At 47.2% G+C, this 17,210-nt stretch carries 12 protein-coding genes and 1 riboswitch; of the genes, 7 read left to right on the top strand and 5 right to left on the bottom strand.

The window, feature by feature from the left end; all coding sequences use genetic code 11:
* The first annotated feature begins 46 nt into the window (after window positions 1-46).
* On the top strand, window positions 47-1,093 hold the full coding sequence (locus tag C3B73_RS13385; protein ID WP_103666106.1) for a lysylphosphatidylglycerol synthase transmembrane domain-containing protein: 1,047 nt from the start codon (window positions 47-49) through the stop codon (window positions 1,091-1,093).
* 256 nt (window positions 1,094-1,349) lie between these two features.
* On the opposite strand, the gene C3B73_RS13380 is transcribed toward C3B73_RS13385, so the two are convergent.
* A complete protein-coding gene (locus C3B73_RS13380) occupies window positions 1,350-1,694 on the bottom strand; it encodes a hypothetical protein (protein WP_103666105.1) in 345 nt (114 codons plus the stop codon).
* Window positions 1,691-4,102 (bottom strand): penicillin acylase family protein, encoded by a 2,412-nt coding sequence (locus C3B73_RS13375; protein ID WP_103666104.1) that lies wholly within the window; start codon window positions 4,100-4,102, stop codon window positions 1,691-1,693. Before C3B73_RS13375 ends, C3B73_RS13380 begins: the two co-directional genes overlap by 4 nt.
* A gap of 93 nt (window positions 4,103-4,195) precedes the next feature.
* Between C3B73_RS13375 and C3B73_RS13370 the strand changes: the two genes are divergently transcribed.
* Window positions 4,196-4,555, top strand: coding sequence for a four helix bundle protein (locus tag C3B73_RS13370; RefSeq protein WP_103666103.1), 360 nt, complete (start codon window positions 4,196-4,198; stop codon window positions 4,553-4,555).
* A 41-nt stretch (window positions 4,556-4,596) separates the two neighbouring features.
* Here the strand turns inward: C3B73_RS13370 and C3B73_RS13365 are convergent, their stop codons facing one another.
* Window positions 4,597-5,493, bottom strand: coding sequence for a dimethylarginine dimethylaminohydrolase family protein (locus tag C3B73_RS13365; protein ID WP_103666102.1), 897 nt, complete (start codon window positions 5,491-5,493; stop codon window positions 4,597-4,599).
* A 233-nt stretch (window positions 5,494-5,726) separates the two neighbouring features.
* Here C3B73_RS13365 and C3B73_RS13360 point away from each other — a divergent pair, with 233 nt between their 5' ends.
* From C3B73_RS13360 to mdh, 4 genes are all read left to right on the top strand, one after another.
* Entirely contained in the window at window positions 5,727-6,917 is a 1,191-nt protein-coding gene (locus C3B73_RS13360) for a D-alanine--D-alanine ligase family protein (RefSeq protein ID WP_103666101.1), read from the top strand.
* Between the two features lie 78 nt (window positions 6,918-6,995).
* Window positions 6,996-8,435: an ABC transporter substrate-binding protein gene (locus C3B73_RS13355; RefSeq protein ID WP_103666100.1), complete on the top strand. Its 1,440-nt coding sequence runs from the start codon at window positions 6,996-6,998 to the stop codon at window positions 8,433-8,435.
* Window positions 8,432-9,304, top strand: coding sequence for an NAD(+)/NADH kinase (locus C3B73_RS13350; RefSeq protein WP_103666099.1), 873 nt, complete (start codon window positions 8,432-8,434; stop codon window positions 9,302-9,304). The genes C3B73_RS13355 and C3B73_RS13350 overlap by 4 nt, the downstream gene beginning before the upstream one ends.
* A 1,079-nt stretch (window positions 9,305-10,383) precedes the next feature.
* The gene (mdh, locus tag C3B73_RS13345) at window positions 10,384-11,340 is read left to right on the top strand and encodes a malate dehydrogenase (protein WP_103666098.1); all 957 of its coding nucleotides are present in this window, start codon (window positions 10,384-10,386) and stop codon (window positions 11,338-11,340) included.
* 82 nt (window positions 11,341-11,422) lie between these two features.
* Here the strand turns inward: mdh and C3B73_RS13340 are convergent, their stop codons facing one another.
* A complete protein-coding gene (locus tag C3B73_RS13340) occupies window positions 11,423-13,879 on the bottom strand; it encodes a TonB-dependent receptor (protein WP_103666097.1) in 2,457 nt (818 codons plus the stop codon).
* Window positions 13,880-13,933: 54 nt separating this feature from the next.
* A riboswitch (TPP riboswitch) is annotated at window positions 13,934-14,027 on the bottom strand.
* A gap of 183 nt (window positions 14,028-14,210) precedes the next feature.
* Between C3B73_RS13340 and C3B73_RS13335 the strand changes: the two genes are divergently transcribed.
* On the top strand, window positions 14,211-15,140 hold the full coding sequence (locus C3B73_RS13335) for an alpha/beta hydrolase fold domain-containing protein (protein ID WP_103666096.1): 930 nt from the start codon (window positions 14,211-14,213) through the stop codon (window positions 15,138-15,140).
* 493 nt (window positions 15,141-15,633) lie between these two features.
* Here the strand turns inward: C3B73_RS13335 and C3B73_RS13330 are convergent.
* The coding region (locus C3B73_RS13330; protein WP_232803227.1) for an integrin alpha at window positions 15,634-17,210 on the bottom strand (1,577 nt) is incomplete at its 5' end.

Raw genomic sequence — 17,210 nt, 5'->3', positions numbered from 1 at the left:
CCTCTATGCTACCTATCCATTCTTTCCCAATTGTAAGGATTAACCGATGAACGCAAAAAAACTCTTAAAGATCACCGGCAGTATTTTATTGGGGATCCTTTTTCTTTGGCTGGCGTTCCGGGAAGTGGAGTTTTCGGAAGTGTTGGAGTCGGCCCGGGGCATGAGTTTCTGGTGGATCCTGCCCTTTACCTTTGCCACCTTATTTGCCCATTATATCCGCGCTTTGCGGTGGGAAATGCTGTTCACCAACAAAGAAAAAACGCCGTCCAAACTGACCTTATACACCGGAGTTATGTTCGGTTACCTGGTGAATATTCCGCTGCCACGGGTTGGAGAAGTAGCCCGGCCGGTCTATGTGGCGCAACAGGTAGGAGAAAGCAATAGTAAGATCATTGGGACCATTGTGCTGGAGCGGGTGGTGGACTTGCTGGGTATGCTGCTTTTGATGGCATTTGTACTCGTATTTCTGATTGCTGATCCACAGGTTCTTTCCCGTTTGTTTGGGATCGATATCACAGACCCCGGAGTTCAGATGGGCCTGATCTTTACCCTTCTGAAATACGGGGGCATCGCACTGATCGGCTTGGGAGTCCTGTATTGGCTGTTCAAGCTTGCGAGTGAAAAAACGGAAGGCAAGGTCTTTGAATTTGTGGTCAAGATCCAAAAGGTCATAAGGACCTTTGTAGATGGCTTGTTAGCCGTTCGTGACCTCAAGAACTGGCCGCTGTTCATATTTCACTCAGCCCTGATCTGGGCACTCTATATCTTCATGACGTACGCCGGCTTTTGGATGTTCGATATGCAGGCTGAATTTGGGTTAGGGATGACCGATGCTGTAGTATTGACCGTGGTAAGTGCGGTTGGCTTATCCATTCCAACACCGGGAGGGATCGGCTCATACCACCTTTTTATCACCAAGAGTCTTTTCATCTTTTATGCGGTTCCCGAAGCCACCGGACTTGCTTACGCTACCATCGCTCACGCAGCCACATTAGTGATCATCTTTATCAGCTCCCCAACCCTCTTAGCTATCGATAAGTTTTTTGGGATGAAACGGGAAGCGAAAAGCAGCGAAGAGAATATCGAATATTGAACCTGCCTCGCCGGTAGGCAGGTTTCAATGTGGAGCTCGCTCCTGACGCTCTGCGTCGGAGCGGGTAGTAAAGTAACATAGTCTTTTGCACTATTCACGGTCTCCATTTAAAAACTATCGCAAGCGTCCCGCTTGTGATAGATATGGTTGTACCTGTTTTAATGCCTATCTATATATTTTATCTCGCTCTTGATGCTTTGCGCCTGCCTTAAACGTGACAGGTTGGAGTGGATAGTGACTGAGACGATCAGGTCATTTAAAACAAGCTGCGGCCAAACCAAATGCTCATGATGGTGGCGAGAGTCAGGATGAACAGGCTCGTTTTTCTCGGAAAGTCCGCTTCACTTTTGATGTATCCATACAAGCCAAAGACCGCCGAGGTTATACTCATTCCAAACAGTGAAATGGTAACCAAAAATGGCTCACGGACGGTCTCCGGAATATAGCTCATCAACAGATTGACCTGTTCAAAGTAGGTCAGATCATCACTACCGGATATCCATATCCATAAACCCAGATAGAGGGCAGGCAATATCATCAGCAACAGGCTGATGCGGATCAGATTTTTCACAACAGGATCGATCTCGGTCTTGTTCATCATTCTGCAGGGTTCATTTTGATCTGATATTTGTAGTCTGTTGGTTCATCCCGTAAAAAATTCAGTTCAAACAACTGTCCGTTTCTCCAGGGATCCACCATATCATCGTAGTATGGGGAGCCGGGGTTGCCAGACTGCCCGCCCGGGTACACACCCCAACCTTTTACTTCCGGTCCGAGTTCAACTACCATTCGCCATGAAGGACCATTTCCACCACGCGTTGCATTCACCGATTCCGCTGAACCACCACTGAAAAGATCCTGCCGCCCAAAACCCGGAATATTCGCAAGATGGTCGATATCGTTGTCGATATCATAACCCCACTTCCAGTTATCAGGAGACTCCCCATGTTCTTCACTCAGTTCACTGATCGTTTGCTTGAAGGTTCTGGTAGCGAGGTCAGAGACTGTTTCCCGCTCAGGTGTGTTGATATCATCTACAAAAGGCATCTCAGGATCTTCGGTCAGCTTTTCAACAATGATATCCCGTGAAGGAAATCTGAGTTCAGCATTGGCCTGACCATATTCGTCGTTATAGATCGCTCTGAAAAAATTCGTTCTCCATCGGTGATAGACCGAAGGCTGAATGAGCTCTGCATTCATCATATAATTCCAGGATCTCATCTCGTTCAGGATGCGTGCTTCAAGATCGTTCAGGTCACTTTCAACCGTCCATTCTGCCAGCCGGGGAATTAGCAGGGAAGCCGTGTATCCAAAGTTATCCATTTGCAGATTCTGCATATCCTGTGGGGTGATGTCTTCCATCTTAGCCAAGCGGTCGTTAATTCGTCGCCCGCGCTCGTAGGGTGCAAAATCATCATCCAGGTAATACGGATAGTCCGGCGCGGCTGACTCCTGATTAGCCGAACTCACAAACCCCCGCTCCGGATTTTTGATATGCGGATTGTGTTCAGTTGGGATCCAGCCCTGCCAGTCGTAGGCCGGGTCGGTGCCATCGCTGACGGTTCGCCCTTGAAACTCCCATTTTTTAGGCAGCTTACCGGATATCCACAGGGCAATGTCACCTGCCTGATCAGCATAGACAAAGTTCTGAGCCGGAGCCACATAGTGGCTGACAGCCTCCCGGTACTCTTCATAATTCTGCATTTTGTTGAATCCGTAGAAAGTCTTCAGGTCGTTGGATCCCTCATGAGCGATCCATCGTAAGGCATGATAGACCGGTTTGCCCTCACCGGGGGCATCAACCTCCATCACCGGACCATGATGCGTATAGATCACAGTATCCAATACTGTTTCCTCACCCCTGACCTTTAATTCCTCGATGCGACGGGTCGTTTCTTTCCACTGACCATCATGCCAATATTCCTGCAGACTTTCATCCCTGAATTGAATTTCATACCAGTCCATGACATCAGATCCAACATTGGTTGTGCCCCAGGCCGTTTTATCATTGAACCCAATGATGATGGCCGGTGACCCCTGAAGGGATACACCATAGGTATTGTAACCGGGCGCCGATAGCTGCATTTCGTACCAGATAGAAGGAAGGGTCAAACTAAGGTGCGGATCGTTGGCGAGGATCGGATATCCGGATTCCGTTTTACCTCCACTTACGGCCCAGTTGTTACTACCGATGCCTTCAGGAACGGGAAACGGATCGATCACACTGGAAATAGTGGGGGCAAATAGAGAGTCAGGACCTTGTGGAACATCAGCCATGAAATCCCATTCCCGTGAAGGAGGAATGATCGGATCATTCAGTTCCGGATCCTGAGTAAAGTAATTTTCGATAAAATCTTCCCCGAAATATTGCAGAGTATTACTGCTTCGAACATCATTATTCCGACCGGCCAGGGTTCGGGTCATATTCTTGAGCAGATAAGCGGTTTTTATAGGTTCCCAGGCTTCCGGTTCAATATTCAACACCTTGTATTCCAACGGATAGTCATTGGGGGTGAGCCGATTGATATATGCATTGACGCCGTCAGAATAGGCCTGTACCACTTCCATCATCTGGGGATCCGCCTTAATTGCTTCCAGTGCTTTTTCGGCCCCATATACCATTCCCAGTCTGCGGGTGTTCAGGTCCCGGTTCAGCAGCTGTGGACCAACGATCTCTGCCAATCGCCCGGACGCATCATATGTCTGCATCTCCATTTGAAAAAGGCGGTCGTGCGCCACAATATATCCCTGAGCCATGAACAGGTCATGTTTGTTCTGAGCAAACACATGTGGTACATTTCGGTCATCAAAATAGACCGTGACCTCATCCTTTAAACCCGGTAGATCCAGCTCAAGTGACTCATTTTCTGTGGTTTCAGCATTTGCCCAGAATCCCGCATCCGGATCAAAAAATTTCCCAAGCGGCGGCACGGCTCCGAATTTGGTGTTTAGGGAGATAATAAGCGCAATAAGGATAAGGAAAGAGATCGAGGCTTTGATGGGATTCATATATGAATGTGCGATTGTGCTTTGTGCTTTTCAGAAAATGAAAAAAAATTATGTAAGGAATATATTTGAAATCGCTCTTACATAGAAAAAACTATGTCAACAATTTATCGTTTTGAAGATTTAGAGTGCTGGAAATGTGCCAGAGAGCTTGCATCGATGGTGTATAGATATACACGAAATGGGGCAATTTCACGAGATTTTGGATTTAAGAGGCAGATCAGAGATTCTTCTGTATCATCTATGAACAATATTGCAGAGGGATTTACCCGGTACGGCAGAAAAGAAATGATCCGATTCTTCAACATTGCACAAAGTTCTGCAGCAGAAGTAATGAGCATGACTTATGCAATGGAAGACCTCAAATACCAACCCAAAGAAATCTGCGAAGAAATTCGGGCAAAAGCTTTTGAAACCAAAAATAAGACCCTTGCCTTCATGAGATCCAAAATGTGATTACAATAGCACACCGCACAAAAGCACATAGCACAATCCTGCTACCAGAGCATCATCTTCATACAAAAGACCGATCCACCGCTTTTCAGGAACTCGTAAGTACTGAACTCGTGAACTTTAAAACCCAGGTCTTTCAGCTTTTGATTGACATCCACGCAGCCTTGCTGGATCAGCACATTCTTGCCATCGGGACAGGTAGCGTTACAGGCAAACAATTTTTCGGCTTCATATTTGGAGGCCTCGATCACATTCGTAAACACCGATCGGATCAGCTCAAGTCCCTCATCCGTAAATGCTTTTGGATAGATCAGTGCGGTCTCAGAATTCAGGATACACAGACAGGTATCGAGATGATAGAAACGGTCGTCAGTCAGTTCGAGGGCAATGACCGGCGTATCAAAGGTTTCCGAGATCACATCATACACTTCCCTGGAAGAGCGATATCCGTAGCCACCCCAGATCAATCGTTTTTTGAAGTGCCATAGCGCATCACCCATACCCTCAAAATCAGTAAACCGAGACTCATCCAGGTGCACGATCTCGTAACTGCTATCCTCATAAACTTTCTGAATGTAAGGCACCTCACCTTTACGCTGATCGGAATGCATCACACTCATGATCACCTCTTTCTTTCCATCATCTGTAATGTTTGGGAGGCTTTGGTTCGCACAAAATACCATATCCGGATAACCGCGAACGCCCTCCTCAACGTGTACATAAAGGCCAAGCTCTTCATAGGCAGAACGCAGGTGTTCCCACTCATTCTGCGCCGCCAGCTTGTCCACATCCCCAATGTTGCCTTCCATATGCGGATTTATCACATACTCCACCGAAAAATAGGTAGGCTTGACCATCAGAACTTTGCCGGGCGCGGGCATCTCCTGCAGGTCAGATAATTCAAAATCCAGTTGATCAACAGAGGTGATAACCTTACTCATAATTATATTCATTTTTGGGTTAGATGAGGACGGCAAATATTGAAAATATCGCAATGCGGAACAAGTACAAAGTATGGCAGTTCTTAGGTTTTAGGTTCAGGGGTTTAGGTACCCCTCAAACAAATACCTGAACCTATCATCAAATTCTATTACCTGAAATCAAAAATGAACGTCTTTCATTAACAATTATCCCCAAACAATCCTATTTTCGCTGAAAATCTTATACTTGACCTATGTCCCAGAAAAATCTCATTGTCGCTTTTGGAGGCGTTTCTCCCGAGCATGAAGTGTCTGTATTGACCGCCATTCAGGCGATCTCTGCCTTGGAAAACAGTTCATATCAGATCATTCCGCTGTACGTGACTAAAAATGGGCGATGGCTGACCGGCGAATCCTTGCTCGACCTCAGTAACTACAAAGACCTGCCGAAACTTGAAAGTCAGGCTCAGGATTGTGCTTTTGTGAAAGATGAGACCGGCAAGACCTATCTGAAGGAGCAAAATGTTTCCGGTTTGTTTTCAAAACCCAAGAGTTACCCGGTCTATGCCGTGTTATGTGCCTTCCATGGCAGTGAGGGCGAGAACGGAGCCTTTCAGGGGGTGTGCGAGATGATGAACATTCCTTATACCGGCAGTGGTGTGTTGGGATCTTCTCTTGGGATGGACAAGGTAAAAGCCAAGTTGGTGGCGGCTGCCAATGGCATACCCGTAACCAAAGCGGTGAATTTCTACGAAAGTGACTGGGTCAATGAACAAGATGACATTATTACCGTCGCTGAAGATTTTGGTTATCCCCTGATCGTGAAGCCGGTATCATTGGGAAGCAGTATCGGGGTGGCTATAGCCAATAACAGGGAGGAGTTGAATGAAGCAGTGGAAACTGCTTTTAGGTATGATGCCCACCTGTTGATCGAAGAAGCCGTCAATCCTTTGATGGAGATCAATTGCTCTGTTATTGGGACTCCGGATAACTGCAAAGCCAGTGTCTGCGAACGCCCATTAGGTAAAGCCGAAACCCTGAGTTTTGAAGACAAGTACCAAAGCGGCGAGGGAGCTGAAAAAGGAATGGCTTCGGCCGACCGTGAAATACCGGCTGACATACCTGAGGCACTTACCAGAAAAATTCAGGAGTTGTCGGTTAAAACCTTTTCTGCCCTGGGGGCATCCGGGCTGGCGCGACTCGATTTTCTGGTAAATGCCAACACAGAGGATGTGTACTTTAATGAGATCAACACGATCCCCGGTTCATTTTCTTTTTACCTTTGGGATAGGTCTGACCTCAACTTTACACAGCTGATGGAAGAGCTGATCCGGATCGCCCTGAAAAAACATCAGGAAAAAAATGGAAGGGTTCGCAGTTATGACACTAATTTACTGAGTGAAAAAGCCATGAAGGGCATCAAAGGACTAAAGGGCACAAAGTAAGTCCCGGTTCACCCAATATGGAATGAAATGGCGCGTTGAAAGCTTCAATTAAGTAACCTTGTAATCACTTTTTGATCTATGAAAAAACTGATCTTGCTGATTTTACCGGTCTTTGTCATTACCTCTTGTGGTAAGGGACCTGAGACCATCACGGTTCGCTCCGGCAATTCTGATCTCTTCGCTGCCAACGATACCACGGCCGAACAAGAGGAACCTGAGGTGGTTGAGGAAGATGATTTCGTACAGGTCAGGGTCGGCGAGATCGCAGCCATTGAATCGCTTGATCCCCTGTTTGCTACGTCTAACAGCGAGTGGCGAGCCATCAACCTGATCTATGACGGGTTGGTTGGTGTTGGCAACAACGGTTCCCTGTATCCACTGATGGCAAACCGCTGGACTGTAAATGCCGATTCCACCCAGTTCACTTTTCACCTTAAAACAGACCTGAAATTTCACAACTCCCCGGCTTTTGAAAGTGGAACCGGTCGACTGTTGACAGCAGGTGACGTCAAATTTGTATTCGAGCGGATGGCGGGGAATGATGTGCCGGATTTTGTGGGGAATCAGTTCAGTGATATCCGGGGATTCAAGGCCCTTCAAAATGAATTGAAGTACGTTAAGGACCCATCGCAACGGGTGATCTCAGAAATTGATGGCATCCGGGTTCAAAATGATTCTACGGTTACTTTTATACTTAACCAACCGGCTTCTGACTTCCTGAACCGATTGGCACATCCGATGGCATCGGTCTATGCGAGGGAGAGCGTGCCCGAAAGTGGCCCTATTCAACAGGCAGCCGGAACGGGACGGTTTCGGTTCATCCAAAAGCAGGATAATACACACCTGCTAACGGTGAATAAAGATCATTCCTCGAATTTACCGGGTATCAACCGGCTTGATATCACCTCAGGGATCAATGAACGCAATCTGTACCAGGAATTTGCAGGTGAACGGCTGGACCTGCTTGTGGAATTAGGTCCGGCTACCTTGCTGACCGTTGCTGATTCAACCGGGGAGTTACTTAGCAGTTTCTACAATAATTATGAATTGCATAAAGCCCCCGTCAGCTCTCAGTATCCTTTTTATTTTAACAGGACTTCCGGTCATGCTGCAACGGTCAACGATCTGCTTGAGTTTTTACCTCAGCAACGTTTGATCAGTAGTGATGCACTCGGCTCCGTTCGTTATGCAAAAGCCGACACCACTTCTGATGCTACCCGATCAAACACCAGCGGACTTGGCATTACCCATGTCACGCATCCGTTCTATCAATTTCTGATGAATAGCCTGGCTCCTCAGGTCAATGAATCAGGATATAGTTTTTCAATGAGTCCCTCACTGGCCTACAATGAAGCCATTACATTTACTACCCTGCCTTATCCGAATACGGAGGAAGTGTTAACCTGGGAAGCTCCGATCTATATTTTATCACATGACCGTGTTCAGGGTGTTTCTGTCACTCATTATCCCTGGAACCTGGACCTGACTTCTTTTGCCCTGAATAGCGAGGAAAGATGAAACTTGCCATCATAGCCAATCCGGGGAAGTATGAAGTCAGGGAGGTACTGTTCAAAGCCGTTAAATGGGCGAAGGAGCATGAAATATCATTATTCATCAATAAGAAGATCTGTGAGGAGACGGGATTGAATGGAGACCCTATCATCCAAAAAACAGAAAGTGACCGTGACTCAATTCGGGCGAGTGATATCATTCTGGTGATGGGGGGTGACGGTACTATTTTGTACACGGCTCGTATCTCAAAAGACCTTCAAAAGCCTATTCTTGGGATCAACAGCGGCCGGCTTGGTTTTATGGCCAACACTCAAATTGAGGATCTGGAACCGGCACTCGATAAGTTGCTTACCGGGGATTTCACCCTGGATAAACGATCCTTCCTGAAAGCCAGCACATCCCGTGGTGATGAATTCCATGCCTTGAACGAGTTTCTGTTTACCCGAAAGGATTCCATCTCTATGGTCAATGTAACAGCAGAGTATGATGGAAGTTTGATCAATACCTATTGGGCAGATGGTTTGTTAGTGGCATCTCCGACCGGTTCCACGGCATATAACCTTGCTTCGGGCGGACCGATCGTAGCGCCCGGTACGGAAGTTTTTGTGGTTACGCCTATCAATCCCCATACCCTGACCACCCGCCCATTAGTACTCAATTCCACTAAGCCCCTGAAGATCAAGATCGAGAAGCAGCAGAGCGAGGTGCTGTTTTCCTATGATGGGAAAGTGCATGAGATCGAGCATTTTCCATTTGAGATCGAGATCTTGAAATCTGACCTGACCTTTGACCTGATCCACCTGCCCGGACAGGATTACTTCGAAACCCTCCGCAATAAGCTGATGTGGGGCATGGATTCAAGAAGGAATAAGTAAGTCCGTTTTTTTAATCCCGTAGGGGCAATTCATGAATTGCCCCTACGGGATTTACTGCATGATTGGGGGATCCTTTCGAACATGAAAACCATCGGTACTTCAACGAGCTTTCAATGGTAATGAACTTCTAATGCTTAACTAAGCTATCAGATCCCCGCCTGCGCAGGGATGACAGGTAAAAGTGGCGGTGTAAGATCGGGCATCCGCGAGATCCCATAATCCCTTAAATCTGTGATTCTCAAACGATGCACTCGATCATGAAACTCTTCGGAATGGAACCCGGATCCTACGGATGGTCACGAATTAGGATTGATGATTTGAATGACCGATTCACCGATCGGCGATGGACCTAACGACCGAATATTGAGGACAGGGGGGTATAATATTGTGGGATCATCCTGAAAGGATGACATCATTAGCCCCGCCCTTCAGGGCGGGGTAAAGAATCAGAACCAAAGAACCTCCGCCCGGAGAGTGATATAATTTATGGGGGTGTTCGGAGGTTGGGCAATGCACTCGGTCGTGGAACCATCGGGGGCACTATCTACCCACGCGGACCGGGCGCCTGCCTGCCGGTTGAGGTAGGGTCCTGCCATGCGTTATCCCGATTTCATCGGATGGTTGGGAACGAGCCTTTTATAACCACCGCACAGGCGAGACGCCTGCGCTAGTGCTTTGTTGAATGAGGTGCTTTATCAAGCTCTCGTGTTTGCGAGGATGAATTTCGGGTGCTTAAAAAAACTATAAGATCCCCGCCTGCGCGGGGATGACAGGTAAAAGTGGCGGTGTAAGATCGGGCATCCGCGAGATCCCAGAATCCCCTGAATCTGTGATTCTCAGACGATGCACTCGATCATGAAACGCAAGGGTACATCCACGTGATACTTAGTAATGCATTCTGCCAAACAACTTCAAAATACATTATTCCTTGCCTGCCTGCCGGCGAGGCAGGTTCAACATTCGGTTTTATGTTGCCTTCCAGTTATTACAACTTTGAACATCTAAAATTCATATTTTTAATACATGTTTCGGGAAAGAATTTTTAGAACAATCAATGATAACTCAAAAACACTAACACAATGAAAGTAACAGTTGTTGGAGCCGGAGGTAACGTTGGCTCAACCGTAGTAGACGTCCTTGCACAGCGCGATATCTGTAAAGAGATCGTAGCCGTTGACATCGAGAAAAAAGACGGAGACAAAACCTTTTACCCATCCAAAGGCCGCGGATTGGATCAGTGGGAATCTGCCCCGATCCACTTATATGACACCCGCATCACCGGTACGGTTGATTATGCCGATACTGCCGGATCAGATGTCTGTGTGATCACCGCCGGAGTGCCACGCCGTCCGGGTATGAGTCGCGATGACCTGCTTGAGATCAATGCTAATATTGTGAGCAGTGTAAGTAAAGAATTAGCCAAGCACTCGCCAGAAACGATCATCATTGTGGTATCCAATCCGCTCGATGTGATGGTGCAGGTAGCCAAAGAGGCAAGCGGACTTCCATATGACAAAGTAATGGGTATGGCCGGTATTCTTGATACAGCCCGTTACCGAGCTTTTATAGCCAGTGAACTGGATGTATCTCCAAAAGATATTCAGGCACTGTTGATGGGTGGACACGGTGACACTATGGTTCCCCTGCCACGTTTTACCACATTATCCGGTATGCCGATCACCCACTTCATTAATGAAGATCGCCTGGATGAGATCGTGGAACGTGCCAAAAAAGGTGGTGGAGAGATCGTTGGGTTGATGGGAACTTCAGCCTGGTACGCACCCGGTGCAGCGGCAGCTCAGATGGTAGAAGCTATCCTTCTTGATCAAAACCGTATTTTCCCGGTATGTGCACACATCGACGGACAGTATGGAATTGATGATCTTTACATCGGCGTTCCGGTCAAACTCGGAAAAGGCGGAGTAAAAGAAGTGATCGAGGTTGAATTAAACGAAAAAGAACAAGACCTTCTGAATGAATCAGCCAAAGCCGTTCGCGGTACTTTGGATGACTTCAGAAAACTAATGAACAAGTAAACTAAATAAGCGAGGACTAAGGTTCTCACTACTTGCATTTTTAAGATCCCGCACAACCCGATTTGTGCGGGATATTTTTTGATCAAAATTTCCAGGTGACCTTAAACAGGAAGTTAGTTCCCGCTTGCGGATAGTAGTAGTTGTAGAAAACAGGCTCACCGCTTTCCAGCCAACCAAAGGTGTAGCCATTGGTTTCATACTCATGGTCAAAGAGGTTATTGACCTGCAAAGTTGCAGTGATACCCTCTAACAAGGAGATGGAATCGAGGGAATAACTCAGGCGCAGATCGTTAACGAAATACGGATCGATGGAACTGCTTTCAGTCTGCGTATTATCCAAATATTGGCGGGAAACGTATTTACTTATCAACTCCGCATTCCATCCGCCTGACTGATAACCGATCACCCCATTTCCAATGACTGAAGGGGAAAAGGCAATATCCGAGTCTTCATAGGTTGTGGCCTGTTGACCCAGGTAATTGAAGTTCGCATCATACTGATCCGTGAACTGCGTGTACTCCACGATCTTATTCTGACTGAATGTAGCATTGGCAGACACACTCAGGTGTTCGGATAAGCTCACTCCACCCTGTAATTCAAGACCGATGCGATAACTTTCCGGTACATTTTCCCTGACGATCTCTCCCACGTCGTTGATGGCCCCGGTAGGCACCAGCTGATCGCGATAGAACATGCCGTAGATATTTGCTCCCAGATAATGCCGGCTAAAATCGCCGCGATACCCGAGCTCAACATTATAGAGTCGTTCCGGATCCGGACGGCTTTGGGGAGTAGAATCTACGTATTCATCCCGCGTGGGTTCTTTACCACCTATGGCAAAAGAAGCATAAATGCGCTGCTTTTCAGGTAGGCTGTACACAAAACCAAACTTGGGATTGAAGAAAGTCAGCTGATCGTCCTGTTGAATAGCCACCAGGCTGTCGCGTACGTTACCCCCGGTCGAGCTCTGAACAAAGCCGTTACCCAGGAATTCATAATTCACCCCACGCACCTGAAGGTCGACGTAGGAATTCAGTTTTTCGCTAAGTTTGAGCTGTAATTTCCCATACAGGTTGAGATCCTTTTTGATCCCGTCATTATCATAATAACGGTCTTCGGTCTCGCTGTCACCTGCATACCGGGCCCAGATCACCTCCCCGAAATGTGCTCCATCGTAGTAAGTGTAACCGCCGCCAAAGGTTACATTCCAGGTATCGTTTGGGGTGAACCGGGTTGAGAAGATGGAGCCGTAAAAATCATTATCCAGCCACCGCCGGCGTACCAGATCCGACTCAGCCGGTGTAGAGGGGATCAGTGGGGTGATCCCGTAATCAGCCAGGTCTTCATCCGCTTTGTACTCCTCATAATACCCGAATCCTTTGGTATAAAAGGCGGAAAGATTGGCATTCCAGCTATCAGACAGCTTATACGAATAGTGGAGCTGATAATAATTCTGCTGATAGTTATCGACCTGATCCTCGTACGGCTCCCCATCTTTCTCGGTTCCCGCTTCATTAAAGGTGCGGTCATTTTCGAGCACACTTTCCTCGATGCCATACCATGCCTGATAGGTTCGCTCTTTGCCTGAAAATACATCGGCTCTTAATAAACTTCGCTCTCCATGCCTTGAAGCTGAAAGGAAATAGGAATCAAGATCCGAAGCCGCTCGATCAATAAAACCATCCGAGTCGATCTTCGAAAGCCGGCCTTCAAACTGCCATCCATTTTCCATGAGCCCTGAGCCGAGTTTCACGTTGTATTTTTGAGTATTAAATGAACCGAATCCGGTGTTGATCTCACCAAATGGTTCCACCCTGGAGGAACTCGTTTGAAGGTTGATGGTTCCGCCAAAGGCCCCGGCTCCGTTGGTGGATGTCCCCACCCCGCGCTGGATCTGAATATTCTGAGTTGATGAGGTCAGATCAGGCAGGTTCACCCAGAACACAGCATGAGATTCCGCATCATTCACCGGGATCCCATTGATGGTCACGTTGATACGAGCCGGATCGACCCCGCGAATTCGAATACCGGTATAACCGATCCCGGCACCGGCATCTGAAGTAGTAGTGACCGATGGTGTGCTTTGCAGCAGGTAAGGAACATCCTGCCCCAGGTTACGCCGCTCGATCTCCTCACTTTCAATATTGGTATAGGTGATAGGTGAGGCCTCATCAGCCCGGGTAGCGCTGACAAAAACATCATCGCCTATGTAGGTTTCCGGAAACATGAAGATCTCACCCGTTTTATTTGGTACGGTGAGATCCACTTCACGGTCTTTATAGCCCAGATAGGTAATGAGTAGTGCCCGTTCTCCGTTTTCAGAAAGGCGGATCTCAAAAGAGCCGTCATCCTCGGTGACAACCCCTCGAGAGGTACCCATTTGTCGAACGGCCGCCCCGGCCAGTGGTTGTTTGGTTTGAGCATCCAGCACGGTTCCGGAAATGGTCTGTGCCAGAGTGGTATTAGGATAAGATAAGAGTAGTGGTATGGTGAGTAGCAAAGCCGTGAGCCACGACTTTGTGGTAATAGAATTGAACATTGAATTCCTCCAATTAATGAACTTTGATTAATGGAGGAGGTTAACTTGCGTTACTGTGCGGTAAACAGGTTTCCCTACGCCGGTATTATCCGGTTCAGGTATCAGGGTGTAATCTCAGCCCGCTATGCAAGCACCCCCAACCTTGGTTGTGAATTCAAAAGATACGGGAAAAGAATTAATTATCGAATATGAAATGTATAACGGACCCCTGTTTCGTTTGGAGAAATTGAATGATATTACTGTTAAGTTCAATTAGCGTAATAAAGAGGTTCAAACGACTGAATGTTGTCTGTTGAATTTCCGTTTTCGTAGTGAATCAAATCTACTCCTGATGAAACGACCCGACCTGATCTCTAAGACCATCAATTTTACCCTGAATATTTCTTCATTCAAGAAGAGACTGAATGCGGATTGGTGGAAAGCTCCCTCTTCACAACCTGAGCCACCGAAATCCCTGATAGATCAGTTTACGGTGGAAAAGCTCAATCATCAGGATCGAAGTATCTGGAAAATTGCACCCTCAAAGGAGAAGGCAGATAAGGCCGTGCTTTTTATTCACGGAGGTGGATTTACAAAAAGCTTCATGAAGTTCCACTGGACCCTGATCGAAGACCTGTGTAAGGACCTGGGACAGGATATCATAGCCCCCGATTATCCGCTGCTGCCTAACAGAACTGCATCGGATGTGATGGATTTCTTTATGGATCTCTATACCGTGCTACAGGCACAGTATGGTGCTGAGAATCTAACGATCGTTGGAGATTCCAATGGTGGTGGGATCGCTCACTCATTGTGTCAGTTACTTATCAAAAATAAGATCCAGCAACCCTCACAGCTGGTGCTGTTATCTCCATGGCTGGATCTGACACTTTCGAATCCACTCATTGAAGATCTTGAGGAAAACGATCCGTTTCTGGATGTGGAGATACTCCGTGATCTCGGCAGAAAGTATTCTGCTGACATGAAAGCAACAGATTTCAGGGTGAGTCCTGTATATGGGGATGTGCGCCGTATCACCCCAACCACCTTGTTTGTGGGAACCCATGATATTATGCTGGCAGATGCAAGGAAGCTGAAATTAAAGGCAGAATCTGAGCCGGTGGTATTTAACTATCGTGAGTTCAAGGGGATGTTCCACGATTGGATGTTCTTCAATTTCCCGGATGCCAAAAAAGCCCGCAAGATGATCATCAGTCAGATCAAGTACCCGCCGTCCGAAGCCGAAAATGCCCTCAATGCCGGCGGTGATTTCTGGAAGTGAGGGGTTGTGAATCGCAGATTTAGGGGATTTTTGGATTTCGCGGATGTATGATCTACCACAGCCCCCTCCCCCGGGTCATCCCCGCGCAGGCGGGGATCTAATAGCTTGATAAAACACCACCATTCACTCTAGAGTATGAAGGTTTGTTTCCCAATATTCCGTGATCATCCGGCAGCCCCCGTGATTTCAGCGTTCAATTCAGATGGATTTCACGACCGAATGTATTGCCCAACCTCCGGATGACCACCTGAACCATGTAACCTAACGGGCAGAGGTTCTTTGGTTCTGATGTTTACCCCGGGATAAATCCCGGGGCTATTGATATCATCCCTTTGAGATGAATGCACAAAACAATACGGTTTCCGACTCACCGTCTTCGCTCAGTCAAAAATCGGTCGTTCGGTCCATCGTTGATCGGTGATTCGGTCTTTCAATTCATCAATCCTAATCCGTGATCATCCGACGGATCCGCGTTCCATTCCGATGGATTTCATCAATTTCGGCCGGTTCGGGCAGATCGCTTACTGATGCTGAATGAACTATTCTGAATGAGGGCGCCAAAGCCATCACCGTCGTCATCCGTATCCTCCGGGTCAACCTCAAGGTCAAAATGAAGGTTATCACCTGCCATGATTACAGTAAGTGTACTATTGGCAGGGAATTCGCCACCACCTGATAAGTCACTTAAATTATAACTCCATTTGTAAACATCCGACTCCGGGCGTTCCGGCGAGCATGCATTATCTCCGGTGGTACGAGCCCAAACACCCGGCCCACACGGATCATCATCACTATTCATACTCTTGTCCGTTTTCATGTCCCCTTCCTGAGATTCCATGATCTCTAACTCTTTTCCACCGGCACTACGACCTGTTCGGGCACTGCGCTTACTGATACTGTAAGTTGTTGTTTTAACAACGTCGCTTAGCCCGTCGCCATCAGAATCAGGGTCTTCGATTTCCAGCTCAATTTCTAAAGCGTCTACATCGCCATACCCGTCTCCATCAACATCACCGTCATTGAAATCACGACTTAATGTTACATTACCCCTATTTATTCTACCCATAGGTTTCTTACGTTTCATTTCAAGAGTGGCACCTTTTAAGAGGTCAGGAAATCCATCCCCATCCACATCACCAATATCGGCAATTGTGTTTGGTTTGTTGGACCTACTTGAATTATAATCCTGTGCCGTTTCTATAGCATCTTCTATGCCGTCATCATCAGAATCAGCATCACCGTCACCGATATCCTCGGAAATGGAACTAGGTTTATTCGACCTGCTGGAATTATAGTCCCGAACCCCTGATTTTGGGCTTTCCTGAGAATTATTCGAAGCCAGTTCCACACAGTATGAACTGGGTTGTACCTCAAACTTTTGTGAAGTTACAGTATCCGGGTTGTTGTCATTACCATCATTACCATCATTGGCTTGTCCTTCATACAATGGGCTGTCATGTTCGGTTGTATTTCCCTTGTATAATGGATTTCCACTCATGGCAACGGCACCTACGGTCATTACAGTTTTAGGTGTTTGAATCAGGCTAACCATTTTTGTGGCTTCAATCTCGATCTCATCATCTATGCCGTCACGATCACTATCTGCATCACCGTCACCCACACCATCAGCACGGGAGCTCGGTTTATTAGACCGAGAGGAATTGTAGTCCTGCACCGGCGCCAGCTTTGCTATGTCGCTAAGACGGTTCATTTTTATCAATAACTGCTGCTCCATCGCCAGAACTTCCCGGCACACATTGGTCTCACATTTCCCAAGGGATTCAACATCTTCCCTCACAATATTGCGGATCTCTTCAATGTGAATGTCGATATCAGAAGGATTTTCCCGGGCCTGGGTTACACCATGATGGCGTTCATCAGCATGTTGCCTGACCTGCTCGCACACTTCTTCACCACAGCGATCCAACACCTCTTTGATGTTTTGAATATCGTTACCAACAGAGGCTAATTCCAATTCCTTGGCTTTGTGTAGCAATTCATCGGGGTGTGGGCATGAACCATCATCATCACAATCATCCCAGATATCATCAGCTATTTCCGTATTGGGTT

Source organism: Gracilimonas amylolytica, assembly GCF_002911695.1.
Classification (GTDB): Bacteria; Bacteroidota; Rhodothermia; order Balneolales; family Balneolaceae; genus Gracilimonas; species Gracilimonas amylolytica.
The sequence above is the reverse complement of the archived record's forward strand: the minus strand, read 5'-3'. Positions and strand labels throughout refer to the sequence as shown.

Coding starts and splice junctions, on each gene's coding strand:
- C3B73_RS13375 (WP_103666104.1), bottom strand. CDS start 4,102: ATGAATCCCATCAAAGCCTCGATCTCTTTCCTTATCCTTATTGCGCTT.
- C3B73_RS13360 (WP_103666101.1), top strand. CDS start 5,727: ATGTCCCAGAAAAATCTCATTGTCGCTTTTGGAGGCGTTTCTCCCGAG.
- C3B73_RS13335 (WP_103666096.1), top strand. CDS start 14,211: ATGAAACGACCCGACCTGATCTCTAAGACCATCAATTTTACCCTGAAT.
- C3B73_RS13355 (WP_103666100.1), top strand. CDS start 6,996: ATGAAAAAACTGATCTTGCTGATTTTACCGGTCTTTGTCATTACCTCT.
- C3B73_RS13370 (WP_103666103.1), top strand. CDS start 4,196: ATGTCAACAATTTATCGTTTTGAAGATTTAGAGTGCTGGAAATGTGCC.
- C3B73_RS13365 (WP_103666102.1), bottom strand. CDS start 5,493: ATGAGTAAGGTTATCACCTCTGTTGATCAACTGGATTTTGAATTATCT.
- C3B73_RS13385 (WP_103666106.1), top strand. CDS start 47: ATGAACGCAAAAAAACTCTTAAAGATCACCGGCAGTATTTTATTGGGG.
- C3B73_RS13340 (WP_103666097.1), bottom strand. CDS start 13,879: ATGTTCAATTCTATTACCACAAAGTCGTGGCTCACGGCTTTGCTACTC.
- C3B73_RS13350 (WP_103666099.1), top strand. CDS start 8,432: ATGAAACTTGCCATCATAGCCAATCCGGGGAAGTATGAAGTCAGGGAG.
- C3B73_RS13380 (WP_103666105.1), bottom strand. CDS start 1,694: ATGATGAACAAGACCGAGATCGATCCTGTTGTGAAAAATCTGATCCGC.
- mdh (WP_103666098.1), top strand. CDS start 10,384: ATGAAAGTAACAGTTGTTGGAGCCGGAGGTAACGTTGGCTCAACCGTA.